Source organism: Bradyrhizobium sp. 1, from assembly GCF_023073315.1.
Lineage (GTDB): Bacteria > Pseudomonadota > Alphaproteobacteria > Rhizobiales > Xanthobacteraceae > Bradyrhizobium.
Map to the genome: position 1 here is coordinate 405,092 of NZ_JADPJH010000011.1, position 16,592 is coordinate 421,683.

A 16,592-nucleotide genomic window follows, 5' to 3' on the forward strand; every position below is an offset into this window, starting at 1 on the left:
TGAATGCAGCTTTTCCGCCCCGGCGCGAACACGATTGCGACGGTGATGATCGCGGCAATTGGAGCAGCGCCGGTGCTTGCAGTTGGGTTGTCCTATGAGGTGATGCTATCCCCTTACGTCACCAACCAGAACATCAGCCGGAACCAGCCGGTGCCGTTCAGTCACGAGCATCATGTTTCCGGTCTCGGTCTGGACTGCCGCTACTGCCACGCCTCGGTGGAGAAAGCGCGCTTTGCCGGCATCCCGCCGACTGAGACTTGCATGACCTGCCATTCGCAGATCTGGACCAACGCGCTGATGCTGGCGCCGGTGCGCGAGAGTCTTTCCAAGAACCAGCCGATTGCCTGGGAACGCGTCCACCGGCTTCCCGACTACGTCTATTTCGATCATTCCGTCCACGTCGCCAAAGGCGTCGGATGCACGACCTGTCATGGCGACGTCGGACGGATGCGGCTGATGCGCCAGGCCGCGCCGCTGACGATGCAATGGTGCCTCGATTGCCACCGCTCTCCTGAACGTTTCCTGCGTCCGCGCGAAGCGGTTTTCGATCCGAACTGGCAGGCGCCCAAGAATCAGGCCGAGATCGGGCCCAAGCTTGCCGCAGGCTATCACATCAACACGGGTCATTTGACGGACTGCACGATATGCCACCGCTGAAGGAATTGCCGACGCGGCCAAGTCCTGCCGGACGTAGCAAGCTCAATCGCCGTCAGGCCCTCAGCTTGCTGGCAACCGGCATGGCGGGTGGACTCGCGGCCTGCAGCAAGCCGGACGAGCAGATTCTGCCCTATGCCAGGATGCCCGAGCGGATCGTTCCCGGCGAACCGCTGAAATTTGCGACGACGCTCGCATTGGCGGGGATCGGTCGCGGCGTGATCGTGACTTCGATCGACGGCAGGCCGATCAAGGTGGAAGGCAACCCACGTCATCCGGGCAGCCTTGGAGCCACTGACGTTTTCGCTGAAGCAGCGGTACTTTCGCTTTACGATCCCGATCGCTCGCGCACGATCCTGCACGATGGCGCGATTGCGCCGCGCGGAGGGTTGTACCGAGCGCTGGTGACCGAACTTTCCGAGGCCCGCAGCAGCCAGGGTAAAGGCCTGCGCTTGTTGACCGGGCGCAGCACCTCCCCGACTCTACTGCGCCAGATTGACGAATTGCTTGAGGCGTTCCCGACCGCATCGTGGCACGCGTACGATCCAACGGACGACGAGAACGCGCGCCAAGGCGCGCAGCTTGCTTATGGCCAGCCTGTGCGCGGCATTGCCGACTTCGCAAAGGCCCGGGTGATCGTCGCGCTCGATGCCGATCCGCTCGGGCATGGCCCCGATCAGATGCGCATTGGCCGCGGTTACGCAACCGGCCGCGGCGACGCGAATGCTTTTTCGCGTCTCTATTGCCTTGAGAGCGCGCTCACGATCACCGGAGCAAAGGCGGACGAACGTCTGGCGCTTCGTCCCGAGGCAATCGAGCGGTTCGCGGCGATCCTCGCGCGGGAGTTCGGCGCGACGACCGGCGCAACCGATCTTCCAGAGCGCGAGCGCCTGCTGCTTCAGAAGATCACGGTCGACTTGAACTCGCACAAGGGTGAGGCGCTCGTCGTCGCGGGCCCGGCAATGTCCAGGGAAGTCCACGCATTGGTGCATTGGATCAATGCCAAGCTCAATGCGCCCATTAGGCTCATCGATCCCGTTGATCGTACGCCTTCCGGCAAGCAGGCGGGATCGCTCGAACAGCTCGCAGGCGATCTGGACGCCGGTCGCGTGCGTCAGCTCGTCATGATCGGCGTCAATCCCGCCTATGACGCACCAGCCGATTTGCACTTCAAGGCCCGGGCGGAAAAGGCGCCATTCCGCCTGCATATGGGGGAGTATGCCGACGAGACGGCGGATATCGCCACCTGGCATGTTCCGCAAAGTCATCGGCTCGAAACGTGGTCGGATCTGCGGGCCAGCGACGGGACGGCAAGCATCGCCCAGCCTCTGATCAAGCCCCTCTACGAGAGCTTCAGCGAGCACGAGCTTCTCGCCTGGCTGACCGGCGCAGAGGACGCGCGCGCTTACGAATTGGTGCGGCAGACCTGGCGGAGCGCGGCCGCTGCGGATTTCGAGGCATGGTGGCAGCGCGTGCTGCACGAAGGGATCATCGCAGCAAGCGGCTCCACTGCTGTTTCTCTCACTGCTCCGCTCCTGCCGCCACTCTCGGTCGCCGAACCCCACGACAAGCCCGATGACGAGATCAGCCTGGTGCTGCGCCCTGATCCTTGCCTGTGGGACGGCTCCTACGCCAACAACGCCTGGCTCCAGGAGTGTCCGAAGCCGCTCAGCAAGCAGGTCTGGGGCAATGCGCTCGCGCTGCATCCGGATGAGGCAACGCGCCTCGGTCTCACATCCGGGGACGTCGCCACGGTCGGCGCGAACGGCCGATCGATCGAGGTGCCCGTGCTGACTGACCCCGGGACGGCCATGGGCGTCGGCGCGCTCACGCTCGGCGGGGGGCGGCAAAAGGCCGGCGCGATCGGCAACGGCGTCGGCGCCAGTGCCTACACGATCCGGACCTCCGACAGCAGCTGGCGCCTTTCGCAAATTGCGATCAAGCAAACAGGACGCCGGGAGCCGATTCTCACGACGCAGAACGTCGTTCGCACGCCAGAGGACGTCCGCGAGCTCTATCCACAATACCGGGTTGGGCAATCCCTGCCCCCGTCGGCGGCCATCACCGATCCTCCAAGCCTGATGCCCCCGGCCGTGAAGTCGGGCGACGGCCATGCCTGGGCGATGGTGATCGACACATCGGTTTGTATCGGTTGCAACGCCTGCGTGCTCTCTTGCCAGGCCGAGAACAACATTCCGGTAGTGGGGCCCGAGCAGGTGGCCATGGGACGCGACATGCACTGGATGCGTATCGACGCCTATGATCATGGCGCGCCGGACAGCCCGCAACTCGGCTTTCAGCCCGTGCCGTGCATGCATTGCGAGCACGCCCCTTGCGAGCCTGTTTGCCCTGTCGCCGCATCCGTCCACGACAGCGAAGGCCTGAACGCGCAGGTCTACAATCGCTGCATCGGGACCCGCTTCTGCGAAGCGAACTGCCCGTACAAGGTGCGGCGCTTCAACTTCTTCGGCTACGCGGACGGCGAGGAATACGGCAATCTCGGCGCGGAATCCTATCGCGGGCAGAAGAACCCTGAGGTAACCGTTCGCGCCCGCGGCGTGATGGAGAAGTGCACCTACTGTGTGCAAAGGATCAGCGGAGCCAGGCGTACCGCAGAACGTGAAAACCGTCCGCTCGGTCCCGACGAAGTCCGAACGGCTTGCCAGAATGCCTGTCCGACCCGCGCCATCAGCTTTGGAGATCTGAACCAGGCGGACGCTGAGATCAACCGCAGGAAGTCCGATGCGCGCCATTATGCCCTGCTTGGCCATCTCGGCACGCGTCCCCGCACCACTTATCTATCCGACGTCCGCAACCCGGCCCGGTCAGATTCGGAGCGGCGGATATGAGCGAGGTCCTCGCTGCAGAGCACCCAGCGGCGCATCGTTGGATTGCGTCCGAACGCGCCGATGACCTCGCGATGACGCAAGCCGTTGCGGATCCGCTCTTCACCGGATTCGGCCGACGATGGTGGGTTGCACTTTTGATAACCCTGCCATTCGTGCTCTGGCTGTTCGGAGCAATCGGCTGGCTGTTCTATCGCGGCATCGGCATATGGGGCATCAACTCCACCATCGTCTGGGGTGTCGCGATCGCCAACTACGTCTGGTGGATCGGCATCGGCAACGCCGGCACGCTGATTTCGGCGATGCTGCTGCTGACACGGCAGAAATGGCGGGCCTCGATCAACCGCTTCGCGGAGGCCATGACGCTGTTTGCGGTTGCGATTGCCGGACTGATGCCGATCATTCATCTGGGACGGCCAATATATGCCTATTGGCTGGCCCCATATCCGAACACGATGGCACTCTGGCCGCAATGGCGCAGCGCGCTGGTTTGGGACTTCTGGGCCATCATCAGCTACCTGCTGTTCTCCCTGTTGTTCTGGTACGTCAGCCTGATCCCTGACCTCGCCACCATGCGCGACCGCACGCCCCATCGGGCGGGCCAACTTCTCTATGGCGCCTTCGCACTGGGATGGCGCGGCTCGGCGCGAGAATGGTCTCGCCTGCAGACACTGCATACGACGATGGCTGCCTTGGGCGTCCCGCTGGTCTGCTCCGTGCACTCGATCGTCGGCCTGGATTTCGCAGCCAGCCTGATGCCGGGATGGCAGGAGAGTATCTTCCCGCCGTATTTCGTCGTCGGCGCGATGTATTCTGGATTTGCCATGGTCGTGGTGCTCGCGGCCGCAATCCGCTGGGGTCTCAGCCTTCAGGCTATCATCACTCACCGCCATTTCGACGTAATGGCCCGCATCCTGCTGATGGCCTCCATCGTCATGTTCTATTCCTATGCGACGGAGTGGTTCATGGGCTGGTACGGCGGTGAACATGCCGAGCGGGAGGCGGTGCGCTTCGAATTCACCGGCACCTACGCGCCGCTGTACTGGGCCTTGCTGGCCTGCAACTGCCTCATCCCGCAGCTGCTGTGGTGGCCCTTCGCGCGAAGGTCGCTGTTCATTCTGCTTCCTGTAGCCATCGCGATCAACATAGGCATGTGGCTCGAGCGCATTCTCATCGTCTGGAACACGCTTTCACACGGCTATATGCCCTCGCTCTGGCGCAATTTCCACTTCACTTTCTGGGATTGGACCTTCCTGATCGCGCCGCTCGGGCTTTTCGCCTTCCTGTTCCTGATCTTCATGAGGCTGATACCGAGCGTATCGATGTTCGACATGCGCGAACTCGCTCATGAGGAGGCCGCCGCATGACAGCGAAGCTTCTGGCAGAGTTCCTCGACAGCGAAGCGCTGCGAGCGGCCTTGGAGCCCATAAGAAGCACCGGACACACCGCGCTCGAGGCGTTCACGCCCTATCCCGTCGAGGGGTTGGCCGACCAACTCCGGCAGGAGCGCTCGCGACTCCGGGTGGTCATGCTGGCCGGTGGGCTCGCAACGGCCGCATTCGCGTTTGGTCTGCAATGGTACAGTGCGGTGATCGACTATCCCATCAACAGCGGCGGCCGACCGCTGAACTCCTGGCAGGTGTTCCTGCTGGTCCCCTTCGAGGTGGGCATCTTCGCTGCCGCATTGGCGGGAGTGATCGGCTTCCTTCGATCGTGCCGTCTGCCTCGACTGCATGATGCATTGTTCGAGATCCCGGGTTTCGAACGCGCAACGCAGGATCGCTATTTTCTGTTGGCCGCTTCCGAGACGGACACTGCGGGTCTGCGGAAGATCCTCGCCCGAGCCGGCGCAGTGACGGTGACGGAGTTGCACGCGCCATGACGCTGCGCTCGCTGTCATCTCTGCTGCTCCTGTCGCTCGCGCTCGCCGGCTGCGGCGATCATTCCATGTCCCAGCAGAACCGTTACAGTACGTTCTCCAAGGCCGGACTGTTCAGGGACGGCACGGAAGCACAGCCGCTGCCGCAAGGAACGGTCGCGCAGGGTGATCCTGAGCGTTCACGGCAGATCACCACGCCGCCTGCGGTTGACATGGCCCTGCTGTCCCGAGGCCGGGAGCGTTACGACATCTACTGTTCACCGTGTCACGGGTTCTCCGGCCACGGCGATGGCATGATCGTGCAGCGTGGCTTTCCTGCTCCGCCCTCCTACCATTCCGCCCGCCTCCGCTCGGCCGATGCTCAGCACTTCTTCGACGTGATCACCCATGGCTACGGCGCGATGTATTCCTACGCCGCACGCGTCGAGCCGCGCGACCGCTGGGCCATCATCGCCTATATCCGCGCGCTGCAGCAGTCGCAACATGCCGACGTCGCCGACGTCCCGGAGCTGAGGAGCAAGCTGCCGTGACCGCCGTGCTCCGCCGCCCTGCCCTGAGAGCAATTGGGACGCCGCGAATTACAGCGGGCCTCGTGTTGATCTTGCTCGCATCTGGCCTCGTGCTCGCGGCCGGGAAACTCCGCCCTTATCCGAGCCTGCTCCAGGGCTGGCTCTTGGGATTTGCGATCTGGAGCTGCGCCCCCATCGGCAGCATGACGCTCCTGCTGATTCATCGTTTGACCGGCGGCCGCTGGGGCTTTGCGGCCGGACCGGTGCTGCGACCCCTCGCGGTCATGATGCCCCTCGTCGCCATCGCCTTCGTCCCCGTTCTCGCCGGACTGACTTACATCTATCCCTGGGCCGCGGATGCCAGCCAGATCAAGCCCGACATTGCGCGCTGGTACCTCGGCCAACCAGGGTTTGTCCTGCGTGCCGTGATCGCACTGATCGGATGGTCCGTGCTCGGAGTGACTTTCGGTCTCGGACGGGGTGGGCGGCTATTGGCCGCGCTCGGGCTTGCGTTCTTCGGCTTCACCATCAGCATGGTTGCTGTCGATTGGTTCCTGTCGCTCGAACCGCATTACGTCTCCACCGCCTTCGCCTCCATGATCGCGATACAGCAGCTGCTGGCCGCGCTTGCAGTTGTCGCTGTGCTTGCAACGACCAATTTCGAAGGTAGAGCGCTGAGCGATATCGGAAACCTTTTGATCGCGACAGTGCTGGGCGTCGTCTACCTCGAATACATGACATATGTGGTGGCCTGGTACGGCGATCTGCCTCACAAGGCCGAGTGGTTCCTGAGGCACAGCACGGACGCATGGATGGGCATTCTGCTCGTGACATTCGTCACCGGAGCCGTTCTTCCATTCGCGATGTTGCTGTTCGAGGGCGTGCGCGGCAGCCCTGCAGGCTTGCGCATCGTCGGCCTTTTGCTGCTCTTCGGGACCGTCATGCATTTCGCTTGGCTGCTAGTGCCTGCATTTTCCGCGCAAGCTCCTGTTGCACTCACGGCTCTGGGCGCTCTCCTCACCTTGACGATTGCTTCTGTCCTCTCTGGGCAGGGCATCGCATCCCCGGAGGTGCGCCATGCCGCATGAGGAGATGGGCAGCCGCGCGCTTCCGCAGCCGGCCGGCGTCCACAACCGTGCCGTTCTCGTCGTCGTGGGTAGCTTCCTGCTCTTCGTGGGTGCCGCGATTGCGGGAATGCTACTATTCCTGAATACGCAAGCGCCGGGCGCATTCACCCCGCGCGCAGAGCGCCGGTTTCCCTCACCCGAACTCCAGACCTCTCCGGAGGCCGACCTGACCCGGTTCGAGGCCGCGCAGCGTGCCAGGCTCACCGCTTATGCCTGGGTCGATCGCGACCACAACATCGCCAGCATCCCGATCGACGAGGCGATGCAGCTCGTCTCTGGACGCGGCCAGCACGCCTACGATGCCCTCGAGGCCGCGCCCGCCTCGACGCCCGGTGCAAGTGGAGGCAATCCATGAGGCTGGCCATCGTTGTCTTGGCGCTTGCGCTCTGGCCGGGCCTCGCGCATGCCGGTTTGACCGAGCAGCAGATCGGGCGCGTCGGCTTCGATCCTCCTCAAGGCGCCCGCGTTCCGCTATCCCTGCAGTTTAGGGCAGTCGGCGGTGACACCGTCCGCCTTCGCGATGCGATCGACGGACGTCCGACCCTGCTTCTTCCGGCGGACTTCACCTGCAAGCAGATTTGCGGGCCTGCGCTGACGATCGCAAGCTCGGCGCTGCAGCAAACCGGGCTTGTCGCAGGACGCGACTACAGCCTCGTCGTTGTCGGCATCGATCCGCGCGACACCCTTGAAGATGCCCGCCGCTTTACCCAGGGGCAGATCGGGGGCGCGGGAACATCGGTCCTGACAGGAGCGCAGGAGACTGTTGCCGCGCTGCTCGGTGCAATCGGATACCATGCCGAAATCGACGACAACCATGACGCGATTGCGCATCCGGCAGCCTTCGTCACGCTCGCGTCCGACGGACGGGTCGTCCGCGCGCTGTCCAGCCTGGCGCTGCAGCCCGGTGACCTTCGCCTCGCTCTGTTGGAAGCCGGTGACGGTCGGATCGGCGGACTTGCCGGCCGCGTCGCGCTGCTCTGCTATGGATATGACGCTGTGCACGGCATCTACACCCGCAGGATCACCGCCATTCTGCAGATTGTCGGGGCCTCCACGGTTGCCATCATGGCCGCCTTCATCGGACTGATGCTGGTGCGCAGCAGAGGTCGCGGAGCGTCGGCATGAACTCGCTGTTCAGGCTGCCGGAAGCGAGTACGCACGCCGCCACGGTGGACCACATCTTCTATCTTCTGCTCGTCCTGTCCGGCGCGACCGTGGTCCTCGTCTTCGGCCTCATCCTGCTGTTTGCCGTCCGGTACCGCCGCGGATCGGCTGCCAAGCGCGGCCCGATGCCTGAGATCCTCAGTCGCGAGTTCGAAATCGGCTGGACGGTCGCGACGTTGCTGACGTTCGCCTTCCTATTCTGGTGGGCATCTTCTGCTGATCTCAGCAGCCTTGCCGCGCCCCCGGGCGCACTGGAAATTCACGTCGTCGCCAAGCAGTGGATGTGGAAGACGCAGCATTCAAACGGCGCGCGTGAGATCAATGCCCTGCACGTGCCGCTGGATAAACCAGTCCATCTCCTGATGAGCTCGCAGGACGTGATCCATTCCTTCTTCGTCCCCGCGTTCCGGGTCAAGAAGGACGTGCTGCCCGGACGGGACACCGATCTCTGGTTCCAGGCCAGCAAAACCGGCACCTTTCCACTGCTCTGCGCCGAGTATTGCGGCACCAACCATTCCATGATGCGCGGCAAGATCGTGGTCATGCGGCAGGATGACTATGCCAAATGGCTGGTGCAGCAGCCGGAGGGCGACGACCTTGCTCATGAGGGCGCCAGGCTGTTCGTATCGCGGGGATGCTCGGGTTGCCACGCGGGCTCCTCGAACGTCCACGCGCCGCGTCTGGCGGGTCTCTACGGCCGCGCGGTGCAGCTGGCGGATGGACGCACCGTTTCCGCGGACGATGCCTACATCCGCGATTCGATCCTGCAGCCGAAGCGCGACGTCGTGGCCGGGTTCGAGCCGATCATGCCGAGCTTCAAAGGGCTGCTCGACGACGGAGAGATCCAGAGCCTGACCGCCTATATCCGCTCGCTCAGGGAGGAGCAGCAAAATGACTGACGCCCTGCTCGCCGGAGAGCTGCCGCTGCCGCCGCGCCCCGACTATCTGCGCCACGGCTCGACGATCTCGTCCTGGCTTGCCACGACAGACCACAAGCGCATTGCAATCCTTTACGCGATCACCATCACGTTCTTCTTTTTTCTGGGAGGCGCCGCAATCACCGCCGTTCGGCTCGAGCTGTTCCAGCCGAACGGATGGCTGTTGACGTCGGACACTTACAACAAGCTGTTCTCGTTCCACGGGATCATCATGGTCTGGTTCTTCCTGGTGCCGTCGATCCCGAATACGTTGGGCAATTTCCTGCTGCCGCTGATGATCGGCGCGCCCGATGTCGCGTTTCCGCGCCTCAATCTCTTCAGCTGGTATTTGACCGTCGCTGCCGGCGCTTTCACCGTTTATGCCCTCGTCGCCGGAGGCGTCGACACCGGCTGGACGTTCTATACGCCTTATTCGTCGATGTTCTCCAACACCCACGTCTTCGCGGCTGCTGCCGGCGTGTTCGTGGTCGGCTTTGCCAGCATCGCCACGGGAGTGAACTTCATCGCGACCACCCATATGCTTCGTGCTCCCGGCATGACTTGGTTCCGGCTGCCGCTGTTCGTCTGGGCGATTTACGCGACGTCGCTGATCATGGTGCTTGCCACGCCGGTGCTCGCCATCTCGCTCCTGCTCGTGATCGCGGAGCGCGTGCTGGGCTTGCCGATCTTCGATCCGGCTCGCGGCGGCGATCCGATCCTGTTCCAGCACCTGTTCTGGTTCTACTCGCACCCGGCGGTTTACATCATGGTGCTGCCAGCAATGGGCGTCGTGTCCGAAATCATCCCGTGCTTCGCGAGGCGGCGCATTTTCGGATACGATTTCATGGTCTATGCCATGCTTGCGATTGCGGGCGTCGGGTTCTTCGTCTGGGGCCACCACATGTTCGTCTCCGGACAGTCGGCGCTGGCCAGCCTCGTGTTCTCCTTCCTGTCCTTCATCATCGCCGTGCCGTCGGCAATCAAAGTTTTCAACTGGACGGCTTCGCTGTATCGCGGCCAGATCAGCTTCGAATCGCCCATGCTGTATGCGCTTGGCTTCGTCGGTCTGTTTACGACCGGCGGGCTCTCCGGGCTGTTCCTCGCCTCGATCCCGGTGGATATCCATGTCACCGACACCTACTTCGTCGTCGCGCACTTCCACTACATCATGGTGGGCGGCTCCGTATCCGCCTTCTTCGCCGGGCTTCACTTCTGGTGGCCCAAGGTTACGGGCAAGCTCTATCCAGAGAGCTGGGCGAAGTTCGCGGCCATCCTGATGTATGCCGGCTTCAATATGACGTTCCTGCCGCAATTCTTTGCCGGGTACCTCGGCATGCCGCGCCGCTATCATACCTATCCAGCGGAGTTTCAGATCTACAATGTCATGTCGTCTGCCGGAGCAGCGGTCCTCGCCATCGCCTACTTGTTGCCTCTGGGATATCTCACCTGGTCCCTGTTCTACGGCGGAAAGGCCGCGAAAAACCCTTGGGGGGCGACAGGCCTGGAGTGGACCACGGGTTCTCCGCCTCCCCCGAAGAATTTTGACAGGCAGCCCCGCGTAGATCGCGGACCGTATGACTACCACGCCGAAGGCATGTCCGCCGGAACCGATCCTCCCGAAATGCAAAACGCAAGAGAAACGCGATGAGCGACCAAAGCGCACTACTGAGAGAACCCTGGTTGGATTTCGGCCGGCAGCGCGAGGCAGGCAAGTTCGGCATATGGGTCTTCCTCGCCAGCGAGACGCTGTTCTTTGGTGCACTGATGCTGACTTACACGGTTTGTCGGATCGAGCATCCGGAGGCGTTCGCTGCAGCCGGGCGGGAGACAAATGTCTGGTACGGCACGATCAACACCGCCGTGCTGTTGACCAGCAGCCTCACCATGGCGATCGCCGCGCAAGCGTCCGAAGCGTCTGCACAGCTGCGACGGCTCGTCCTCGCGTGCCTCATGCTCACCGCGATGCTCGGGCTCGCGTTCATCGTCATCAAGGGCTTCGAGTACAAGGAGGACATTGACAAGCAGCTCGTGCCGGGAGCCGGGTTTGCATTGTCTCATCCCGGAGCGCAGCTGTTTTACGGATTTTATTGGCTGGTCACGGGCGTCCACGCGATCCACCTTTCCATCGGGATTGCTCTCGTGAGCCGCTTGTTCTGGGTGCTGCTCCGGCGCCAACTTCCGGCCAAAGACAATCCCGAGATCGAGGTCACAGCCCTCTACTGGCATCTGGTCGATATCGTATGGATCTTCCTCTATCCGCTGATCTATTTGCCGGGGCGTGCATCATGAACAGGCAAGGTGAATCAGGTGGTGTTGTGCGCCACCTATGGGCGAGGAACCTCTTGATCTGGGCAGCGCTCCTCGCACTCCTCGTGCTCAGCCTCGTCGCCGCCTATGTTCCCATGGGCCGAATGACAACAGCCAGCGGCATCATCATTGCGGGGGTGAAATCGACCCTCGTCGTCTTGCTCTTCATGGAACTCGCCTCAGCGAAGCCGCTGGTCCGGATCGCGGCGATCTCGGGGCTTGTTTTCGTGATCGCGATGTTCGCATTGACCTTCGCTGATGTTCTCGCACGCATCTGACGCACGGGAGCAAAGCGCTCTGATGCAGCCACCTTCGAACGCAAGCTTCGGAGAGGAGAACTTTCGCTGCGTTCAAAGGCGTGACTGCACCAGTTCGCTCGTAAAGCCGCGCCGACCAACGCGCTGAAAACAGCATGACAAACAAGGGGGGCAACAAGGCGGACGCGGTCCAGTCCGACCCTGGTCAAGCGAGCACTCGGCAACAGATGGTCAACGACCTGCAACAGGCAGGTTTCACCGACGTCAAGGTACGGCCGCAGTCGTTCCTGGTGGGGGCCAGGGATCGATCAGGCAATCCGGTGACAATGTTCGTTGGTCCAAATACGTTCGCCGAGGTGAAAACGGTCGGCGCTAACGCGCAGAAGTCCTCTTCGAATTCAAACTCATCCAGCAACAGCGCCGACGCAACTTCGGATCGCCCGGGCGGAGTCTTCACTTCGGTGCCGCCGAAGGACGGCCTGAGCTCGCAGTTGATGGGTCTGCAGGTGTACAACAACGCCAAACAGGACATTGGCACGATCAAGGACGTCGCGCTAAACGAGAACGGCATCGACGGCTATATCCTCTCGGTGGGAGGGTTCCTGGGCCTTGGCGACCACTACGTTGCAGTGCGGCCTTCGGCAATCAATCTGAAGTTCGATCATGCGGCCAACAAGTGGACCGCGACCATGGACACCACGGCCGACCAGTTGAAGTCGGCGCCTGAATTCAAGTACCCCAGCAACGGGTAATCTTCTGAGGTGGAGCGGTTGGGCGGAACCGCTCCACCTCCCGGCTGTTGGTTCCAGGTTCGATGTGGTTATGCGGCTCAAAATATGCTCGCCCGCGCTGAAAAACTGCTGGCTGACCTTGGCGAGACATTCTGGCTGTTGCCTATGGTCATGGTGCTTTGCAGCCTGATCGGCGCCTTCACCCTCGTTCATATTGACCAGAGCAACCCGGTCTCTCTCTCGAATCTACAGGGTTGGCTGTACGACGGCGGCGCGACCGGCGCTCGCACCCTGCTCGGCACCGTAGCTGGCGCGACGATCGGTGTCGCGGGAACGGTGTTCTCGATCACCATTGCCGCGTTGTCTCTCGCTGCAGGTCAGATGGGGCCGCGACTGCTGCGCAATTTCACGCGCGATCGCGGCAATCAACTCACGCTGGGGATGCTGCTCGGCACCTTCTGTTACGCTCTCGTCGTGCTGAGAAGCGTCCGGACAGAGCCGGAAGGCGGCTTCGTCCCTCATCTATCATTGAGCGCTGGAATTCTGCTCGCATTGGCCTGCGTGGCAACGCTCGTCTACTTCGTCGGTCACGTCGCCGGCCGGATCAACGTTGAAACTGTCGTCGAACTCGTCAGTGAAGACCTCCGCAGCGCTATGCGCCAACTAACGGTCCAGGATCCGCAGCCGAAGCCTCCACCGGGCGAGTACTGGATCGGCTCCCTGCCTCTGAAGGACTCGCGGCGCGGTTATCTGCAGCATCTGGACGAAGAGGGCCTGGCCACCTGGGCAGCCAAGCATAGAGCCACCATTCGGCTGTTGATCGGCCCCGGCGACTATGTTTTTCCGGGGGCGACCGTCGCTCTGGTTAATCCTCCCGTCGACGGTGCTGAAGCGGCTATCCGGAATGCGACGGCGCTGGGCGCAACAAGCAGCATCGCTTCCGATCTGCGCTTCGCCGTTCGGCAACTCGTTGAAGTCGCGGTGAGGGCGCTTTCGCCTGGCATCAACGATCCACACACCGCGCTCTCGGTCTTGGATCGGTTGGGTGCGGCGCTCTGCGATCTCGTCCCCCTGCATCTGCCATCAGGAGTGTCGATCAGAGGAAGTCGGCCGGTGCTGGTGGTGCCGCATGTGCAATACGATCAACTGCTCGGGACGATGTTTCATATGATCCGGCAAAGCGCAGGCGCCCAGCCTGCAATATCGATCCGAATGATCGAGGTGATGACCCAGGTCGCAAGCTGCGAGCGCGATGCCACCCGGCTCTCGGCGCTCTCTGACCACGCCGACCTCGTCCTTGCGGACGCTCGTCGCCTGATTGCCGCTCGCAGCGACAGGGAGGATGTCGAACGCCGACATCAGCTGTTTGCTCTAATGGTCCGGGCAGGTCCGATGGGGCAATTCACCGAACAGATCTTGCCTCTGCCGGGTGACGATGAGGCGCCCAAGGCTACCGCTGAGACAGTCGCCTTCCGATCTCAGCGTTAAGTTCAGCGCCCGCCAGGACGGAATAGGCGACCTAGAGCCATGTCATCGACACGGCAACTGGGCCGAGCGAGCCGCAGGTCCTTTGATAGCCAGCGGACGTGTTCTCATACGTTGAGAATGAGCATGAACCCGAAATCAAGATAGCCGACCGAGCGGGCTGCTGAGGGTCGCTTGAGCTCATCGCCTCCCCGAGCCAACGGCGCTCCGTGGTCCGGAAGCGTACCCGCAAATGCAGGAACCAAAGCGGCGGACGCACTTTGGATCTGGAGCAAAGTAATCAACAGATGACGAGTAACCGGCATGGCTCAGAGACATCGCGCAGCAGATTGGGCGGCATTCATTCTCGGAGGAATCATGATTCTCATCGGCCTCGTGCTCGGAGCCGGCGGAGCATGGCTGCTTTGGTTGGGAGGCTCCTTCTATTATCTGCCCAGCGGAATCGTCCTGATCCTCTCGGGTCTCCTGTTGGCCCGCCGGCGCGTTGAAGGCGCATGGCTTTACCTTGTTCTCTTCCTGCTCACCCTCGCCTGGGCGTTCTGGGAAGTTGGCGCTAACGGTTGGGCCTTGGTGCCCCGGACCGTTGGACCGGCCATCTTGCTGATCGCCGTCCTGGCGCTCACGCCGAAGCTTCGCCCCATTCGGCACCAGTATGAAGCTGCGGCCACGATCGCCGCGGGGCTTGTCCTGCTGGTAGCCACAACTGTGTTGATGACCGGTGCTTTTCGGCCGGCAAGCGCCGCTCCTCGCGTCATGCCGTCTCCGACCGTCGCGATGGCCGACCCTTCGCCTCTGAAGACAGGCGCAGATTGGCCTGCCTATGGCGGCAGCTACAGTGCGCGCCGCTATTCGCCGCTCGACGAGATCAACTCGACGAACGTCGCCAAGCTCACCAAGGTCTGGACCTTTCATACCGGCGACTTGCCCACCAAGAACACAAAGGGCACATACGGCGCAGAGAACACCCCGCTCAAGGTGGGGGATAACCTCTACGTCTGCACGCCCAAGAACATCGTTATCGCCGTCGACGCCAAGACCGGCAAGCAGATCTGGCGATTTGACCCGCGCGTCCCGGACGAGTTCATCCCGTACACCGCAGCTTGCAGAGGCCTTGCATATTACGAACTGTCCAATGCCGATCAGGGCGCGGCCTGTGCCAGCCGCATCATCGAAGGCACGCTCGACGCACGCCTGATCGCAATCGATGCGAAAACCGGCAAGCGCTGCGAAGCATTCGGATATGACGGACAGGTCGACACCGCGACGGGCGTTGGCCGGCACGATCCCGGCATGTTCGCGATTACCTCGGCGCCGACGATTGTTCGCGGCGTCATCGTCATCGGGCACGAAGTACTCGACGGGCAAAAACGGGACGCGCCCTCGGGTGTGATCCAGGGCTACGACGTGCAGACGGGGGCGTTGCGTTGGGCTTGGGACATGGTCAAGCCGGATGCAAGCGCGCCACCGCCGGTTGGACAAACCTACACCAGGGGCACGCCCAACATGTGGACGACCGCCTCCGGCGACGAGGAGCTGGGACTTGTCTATCTGCCGCTTGGGCTTTCGGCCGTCGACTACTGGAGCAGCAGCCGCTCTGACCGGGAGAAGGAGTTCGCGACATCGCTGGTCGCGCTCGATGTTACGACCGGCAAGCCCGCCTGGCATTTCCAGACCGTGCACAATGACGTCTGGGACTACGATCTCGGCTCTCAAGCGACACTGGTCGACTTCCCGACGGACAATGGTGCGCCGGTGCCGGCGCTGCTGCTGCCGAGCAAGCGCGGCGACATTTTCGTGCTCGACCGCCGCACGGGCAAGCCGCTCGTCGGCGTTGAAGAGCGACCGGTGCCGCAAGGCGGCGTTGAGCCGGCGCAGCGCGCCAAGACGCAGCCATTCTCGCTTTATCATACCTTGCGAAAGGCCGATCTCACCGAGCAGGATATGTGGGGTATGTCGCCAATCGACCAGATGATCTGCCGTATCCAGTTTCGTCAGGCGAGCTACAAGGGCATCTTCACGCCCCCCACCGCCAGCCCGCACTGGATTGAATATCCAGGCTATAATGGCGGCTCCGATTGGGGCGGCATCGCCATCGATCCCGTACGCGACATCATCGTTGCCAATTACAATGACATGCCGAACTATAATCGACTGGTGCCGCACGACGAGGCCAATCGTCTTGGTTGGGCGCCGCGGGACCAGGCGCGCGGCGAAATCGGCGGGCAAGAAGGCGCCGGCGATCCGCAGCTCGGTTCCCCATATGCGATCAACGTCAATGCCGGCTGGCGGCTGCCGGGCACCGGATTGTTGTGCAAGCAGCCGCCGTACGGCGGAATTCGCGCCATCGATCTGAAGACCGGCAGGACGCTGTGGGATCGTCCGTTGGGTGAAGCCCGGACGAACGGCCCGTTCGGGATCCCTTCGATGCTGCCGATCAGGATCGGGACGCCAAATAATGGAGGTGCCGTCGTGACCGCCGGCGGCCTGATCTTCATCGCAGCGACGACCGACAATCTGATCCGCGCCATCGACATCAAGACCGGAAAGACCGTGTGGGAGGACGTGCTTCCGGCCGGCGGCCAAGCCACGCCGATCACCTATGAGGCCGGCGGCCGCCAGTATCTCGTCATCATGGCCGGCGGTCACCATTTCATGGAAACGCCGATCGGCGATTCCATGGTGGCGTACGCCTTGCCGGCTAAATAATGCTACTACC

General features: G+C 62.6%; 15 protein-coding genes. All 15 read left to right on the forward strand.

The window, feature by feature from the left end; translation table 11 throughout:
* Positions 1-3: 3 nt before the first annotated feature.
* The 15 genes from IVB29_RS07220 (at position 4) to IVB29_RS07290 (ending at position 16,582) form a co-directional block, all read left to right on the forward strand.
* Positions 4-657, forward strand: coding sequence for a cytochrome c3 family protein (locus tag IVB29_RS07220; RefSeq protein ID WP_247502701.1), 654 nt, complete (start codon positions 4-6; stop codon positions 655-657).
* Positions 645-3,503, forward strand: coding sequence for a 4Fe-4S dicluster domain-containing protein (locus IVB29_RS07225; protein WP_247502702.1), 2,859 nt, complete (start codon positions 645-647; stop codon positions 3,501-3,503). Before IVB29_RS07220 ends, IVB29_RS07225 begins: the two co-directional genes overlap by 13 nt.
* Entirely contained in the window at positions 3,500-4,867 is a 1,368-nt protein-coding gene (gene nrfD / locus IVB29_RS07230; RefSeq protein ID WP_247502703.1) for an NrfD/PsrC family molybdoenzyme membrane anchor subunit, read from the forward strand. The genes IVB29_RS07225 and nrfD overlap by 4 nt, the downstream gene beginning before the upstream one ends.
* Positions 4,864-5,382, forward strand: a complete 519-nt coding sequence (locus tag IVB29_RS07235) for a DUF3341 domain-containing protein (RefSeq protein ID WP_247502704.1) — start codon at positions 4,864-4,866, stop codon at positions 5,380-5,382. The genes nrfD and IVB29_RS07235 overlap by 4 nt, the downstream gene beginning before the upstream one ends.
* Positions 5,379-5,909 carry a cytochrome c gene (locus IVB29_RS07240; RefSeq protein WP_247502705.1) on the forward strand — a complete coding sequence of 177 codons (531 nt, stop codon included), beginning with the start codon at positions 5,379-5,381 and terminating at the stop codon, positions 5,907-5,909. Before IVB29_RS07235 ends, IVB29_RS07240 begins: the two co-directional genes overlap by 4 nt.
* Positions 5,910-6,091: 182 nt before the next feature.
* Positions 6,092-6,976 carry a hypothetical protein gene (locus IVB29_RS07245; protein WP_247502706.1) on the forward strand — a complete coding sequence of 295 codons (885 nt, stop codon included), beginning with the start codon at positions 6,092-6,094 and terminating at the stop codon, positions 6,974-6,976.
* The gene (locus tag IVB29_RS07250) at positions 6,966-7,370 is read left to right on the forward strand and encodes a hypothetical protein (protein WP_247502707.1); all 405 of its coding nucleotides are present in this window, start codon (positions 6,966-6,968) and stop codon (positions 7,368-7,370) included. The genes IVB29_RS07245 and IVB29_RS07250 overlap by 11 nt, the downstream gene beginning before the upstream one ends.
* Positions 7,367-8,140 carry an SCO family protein gene (locus tag IVB29_RS07255; RefSeq protein WP_247502708.1) on the forward strand — a complete coding sequence of 258 codons (774 nt, stop codon included), beginning with the start codon at positions 7,367-7,369 and terminating at the stop codon, positions 8,138-8,140. Before IVB29_RS07250 ends, IVB29_RS07255 begins: the two co-directional genes overlap by 4 nt.
* Entirely contained in the window at positions 8,137-9,078 is a 942-nt protein-coding gene (gene coxB, locus IVB29_RS07260) for a cytochrome c oxidase subunit II (RefSeq protein WP_247502709.1), read from the forward strand. Before IVB29_RS07255 ends, coxB begins: the two co-directional genes overlap by 4 nt.
* Positions 9,071-10,744: a cbb3-type cytochrome c oxidase subunit I gene (locus tag IVB29_RS07265; RefSeq protein WP_247502710.1), complete on the forward strand. Its 1,674-nt coding sequence runs from the start codon at positions 9,071-9,073 to the stop codon at positions 10,742-10,744. Before coxB ends, IVB29_RS07265 begins: the two co-directional genes overlap by 8 nt.
* Positions 10,741-11,385 carry a cytochrome c oxidase subunit 3 gene (locus IVB29_RS07270; protein ID WP_247502711.1) on the forward strand — a complete coding sequence of 215 codons (645 nt, stop codon included), beginning with the start codon at positions 10,741-10,743 and terminating at the stop codon, positions 11,383-11,385. Before IVB29_RS07265 ends, IVB29_RS07270 begins: the two co-directional genes overlap by 4 nt.
* Complete coding sequence (locus IVB29_RS07275) at positions 11,382-11,681, forward strand: cytochrome C oxidase subunit IV family protein (RefSeq protein WP_249806277.1); 300 nt, start codon at positions 11,382-11,384, stop codon at positions 11,679-11,681. Before IVB29_RS07270 ends, IVB29_RS07275 begins: the two co-directional genes overlap by 4 nt.
* A gap of 134 nt (positions 11,682-11,815) precedes the next feature.
* A complete protein-coding gene (locus IVB29_RS07280) occupies positions 11,816-12,412 on the forward strand; it encodes a PRC-barrel domain-containing protein (protein ID WP_247502713.1) in 597 nt (198 codons plus the stop codon).
* Between the two features lie 84 nt (positions 12,413-12,496).
* Entirely contained in the window at positions 12,497-13,879 is a 1,383-nt protein-coding gene (locus IVB29_RS07285) for a DUF2254 domain-containing protein (protein ID WP_247502714.1), read from the forward strand.
* A 300-nt stretch (positions 13,880-14,179) separates the two neighbouring features.
* The gene (locus IVB29_RS07290; protein WP_256466874.1) at positions 14,180-16,582 is read left to right on the forward strand and encodes a membrane-bound PQQ-dependent dehydrogenase, glucose/quinate/shikimate family; all 2,403 of its coding nucleotides are present in this window, start codon (positions 14,180-14,182) and stop codon (positions 16,580-16,582) included.
* The last annotated feature ends 10 nt before the right edge of the window (positions 16,583-16,592 follow it).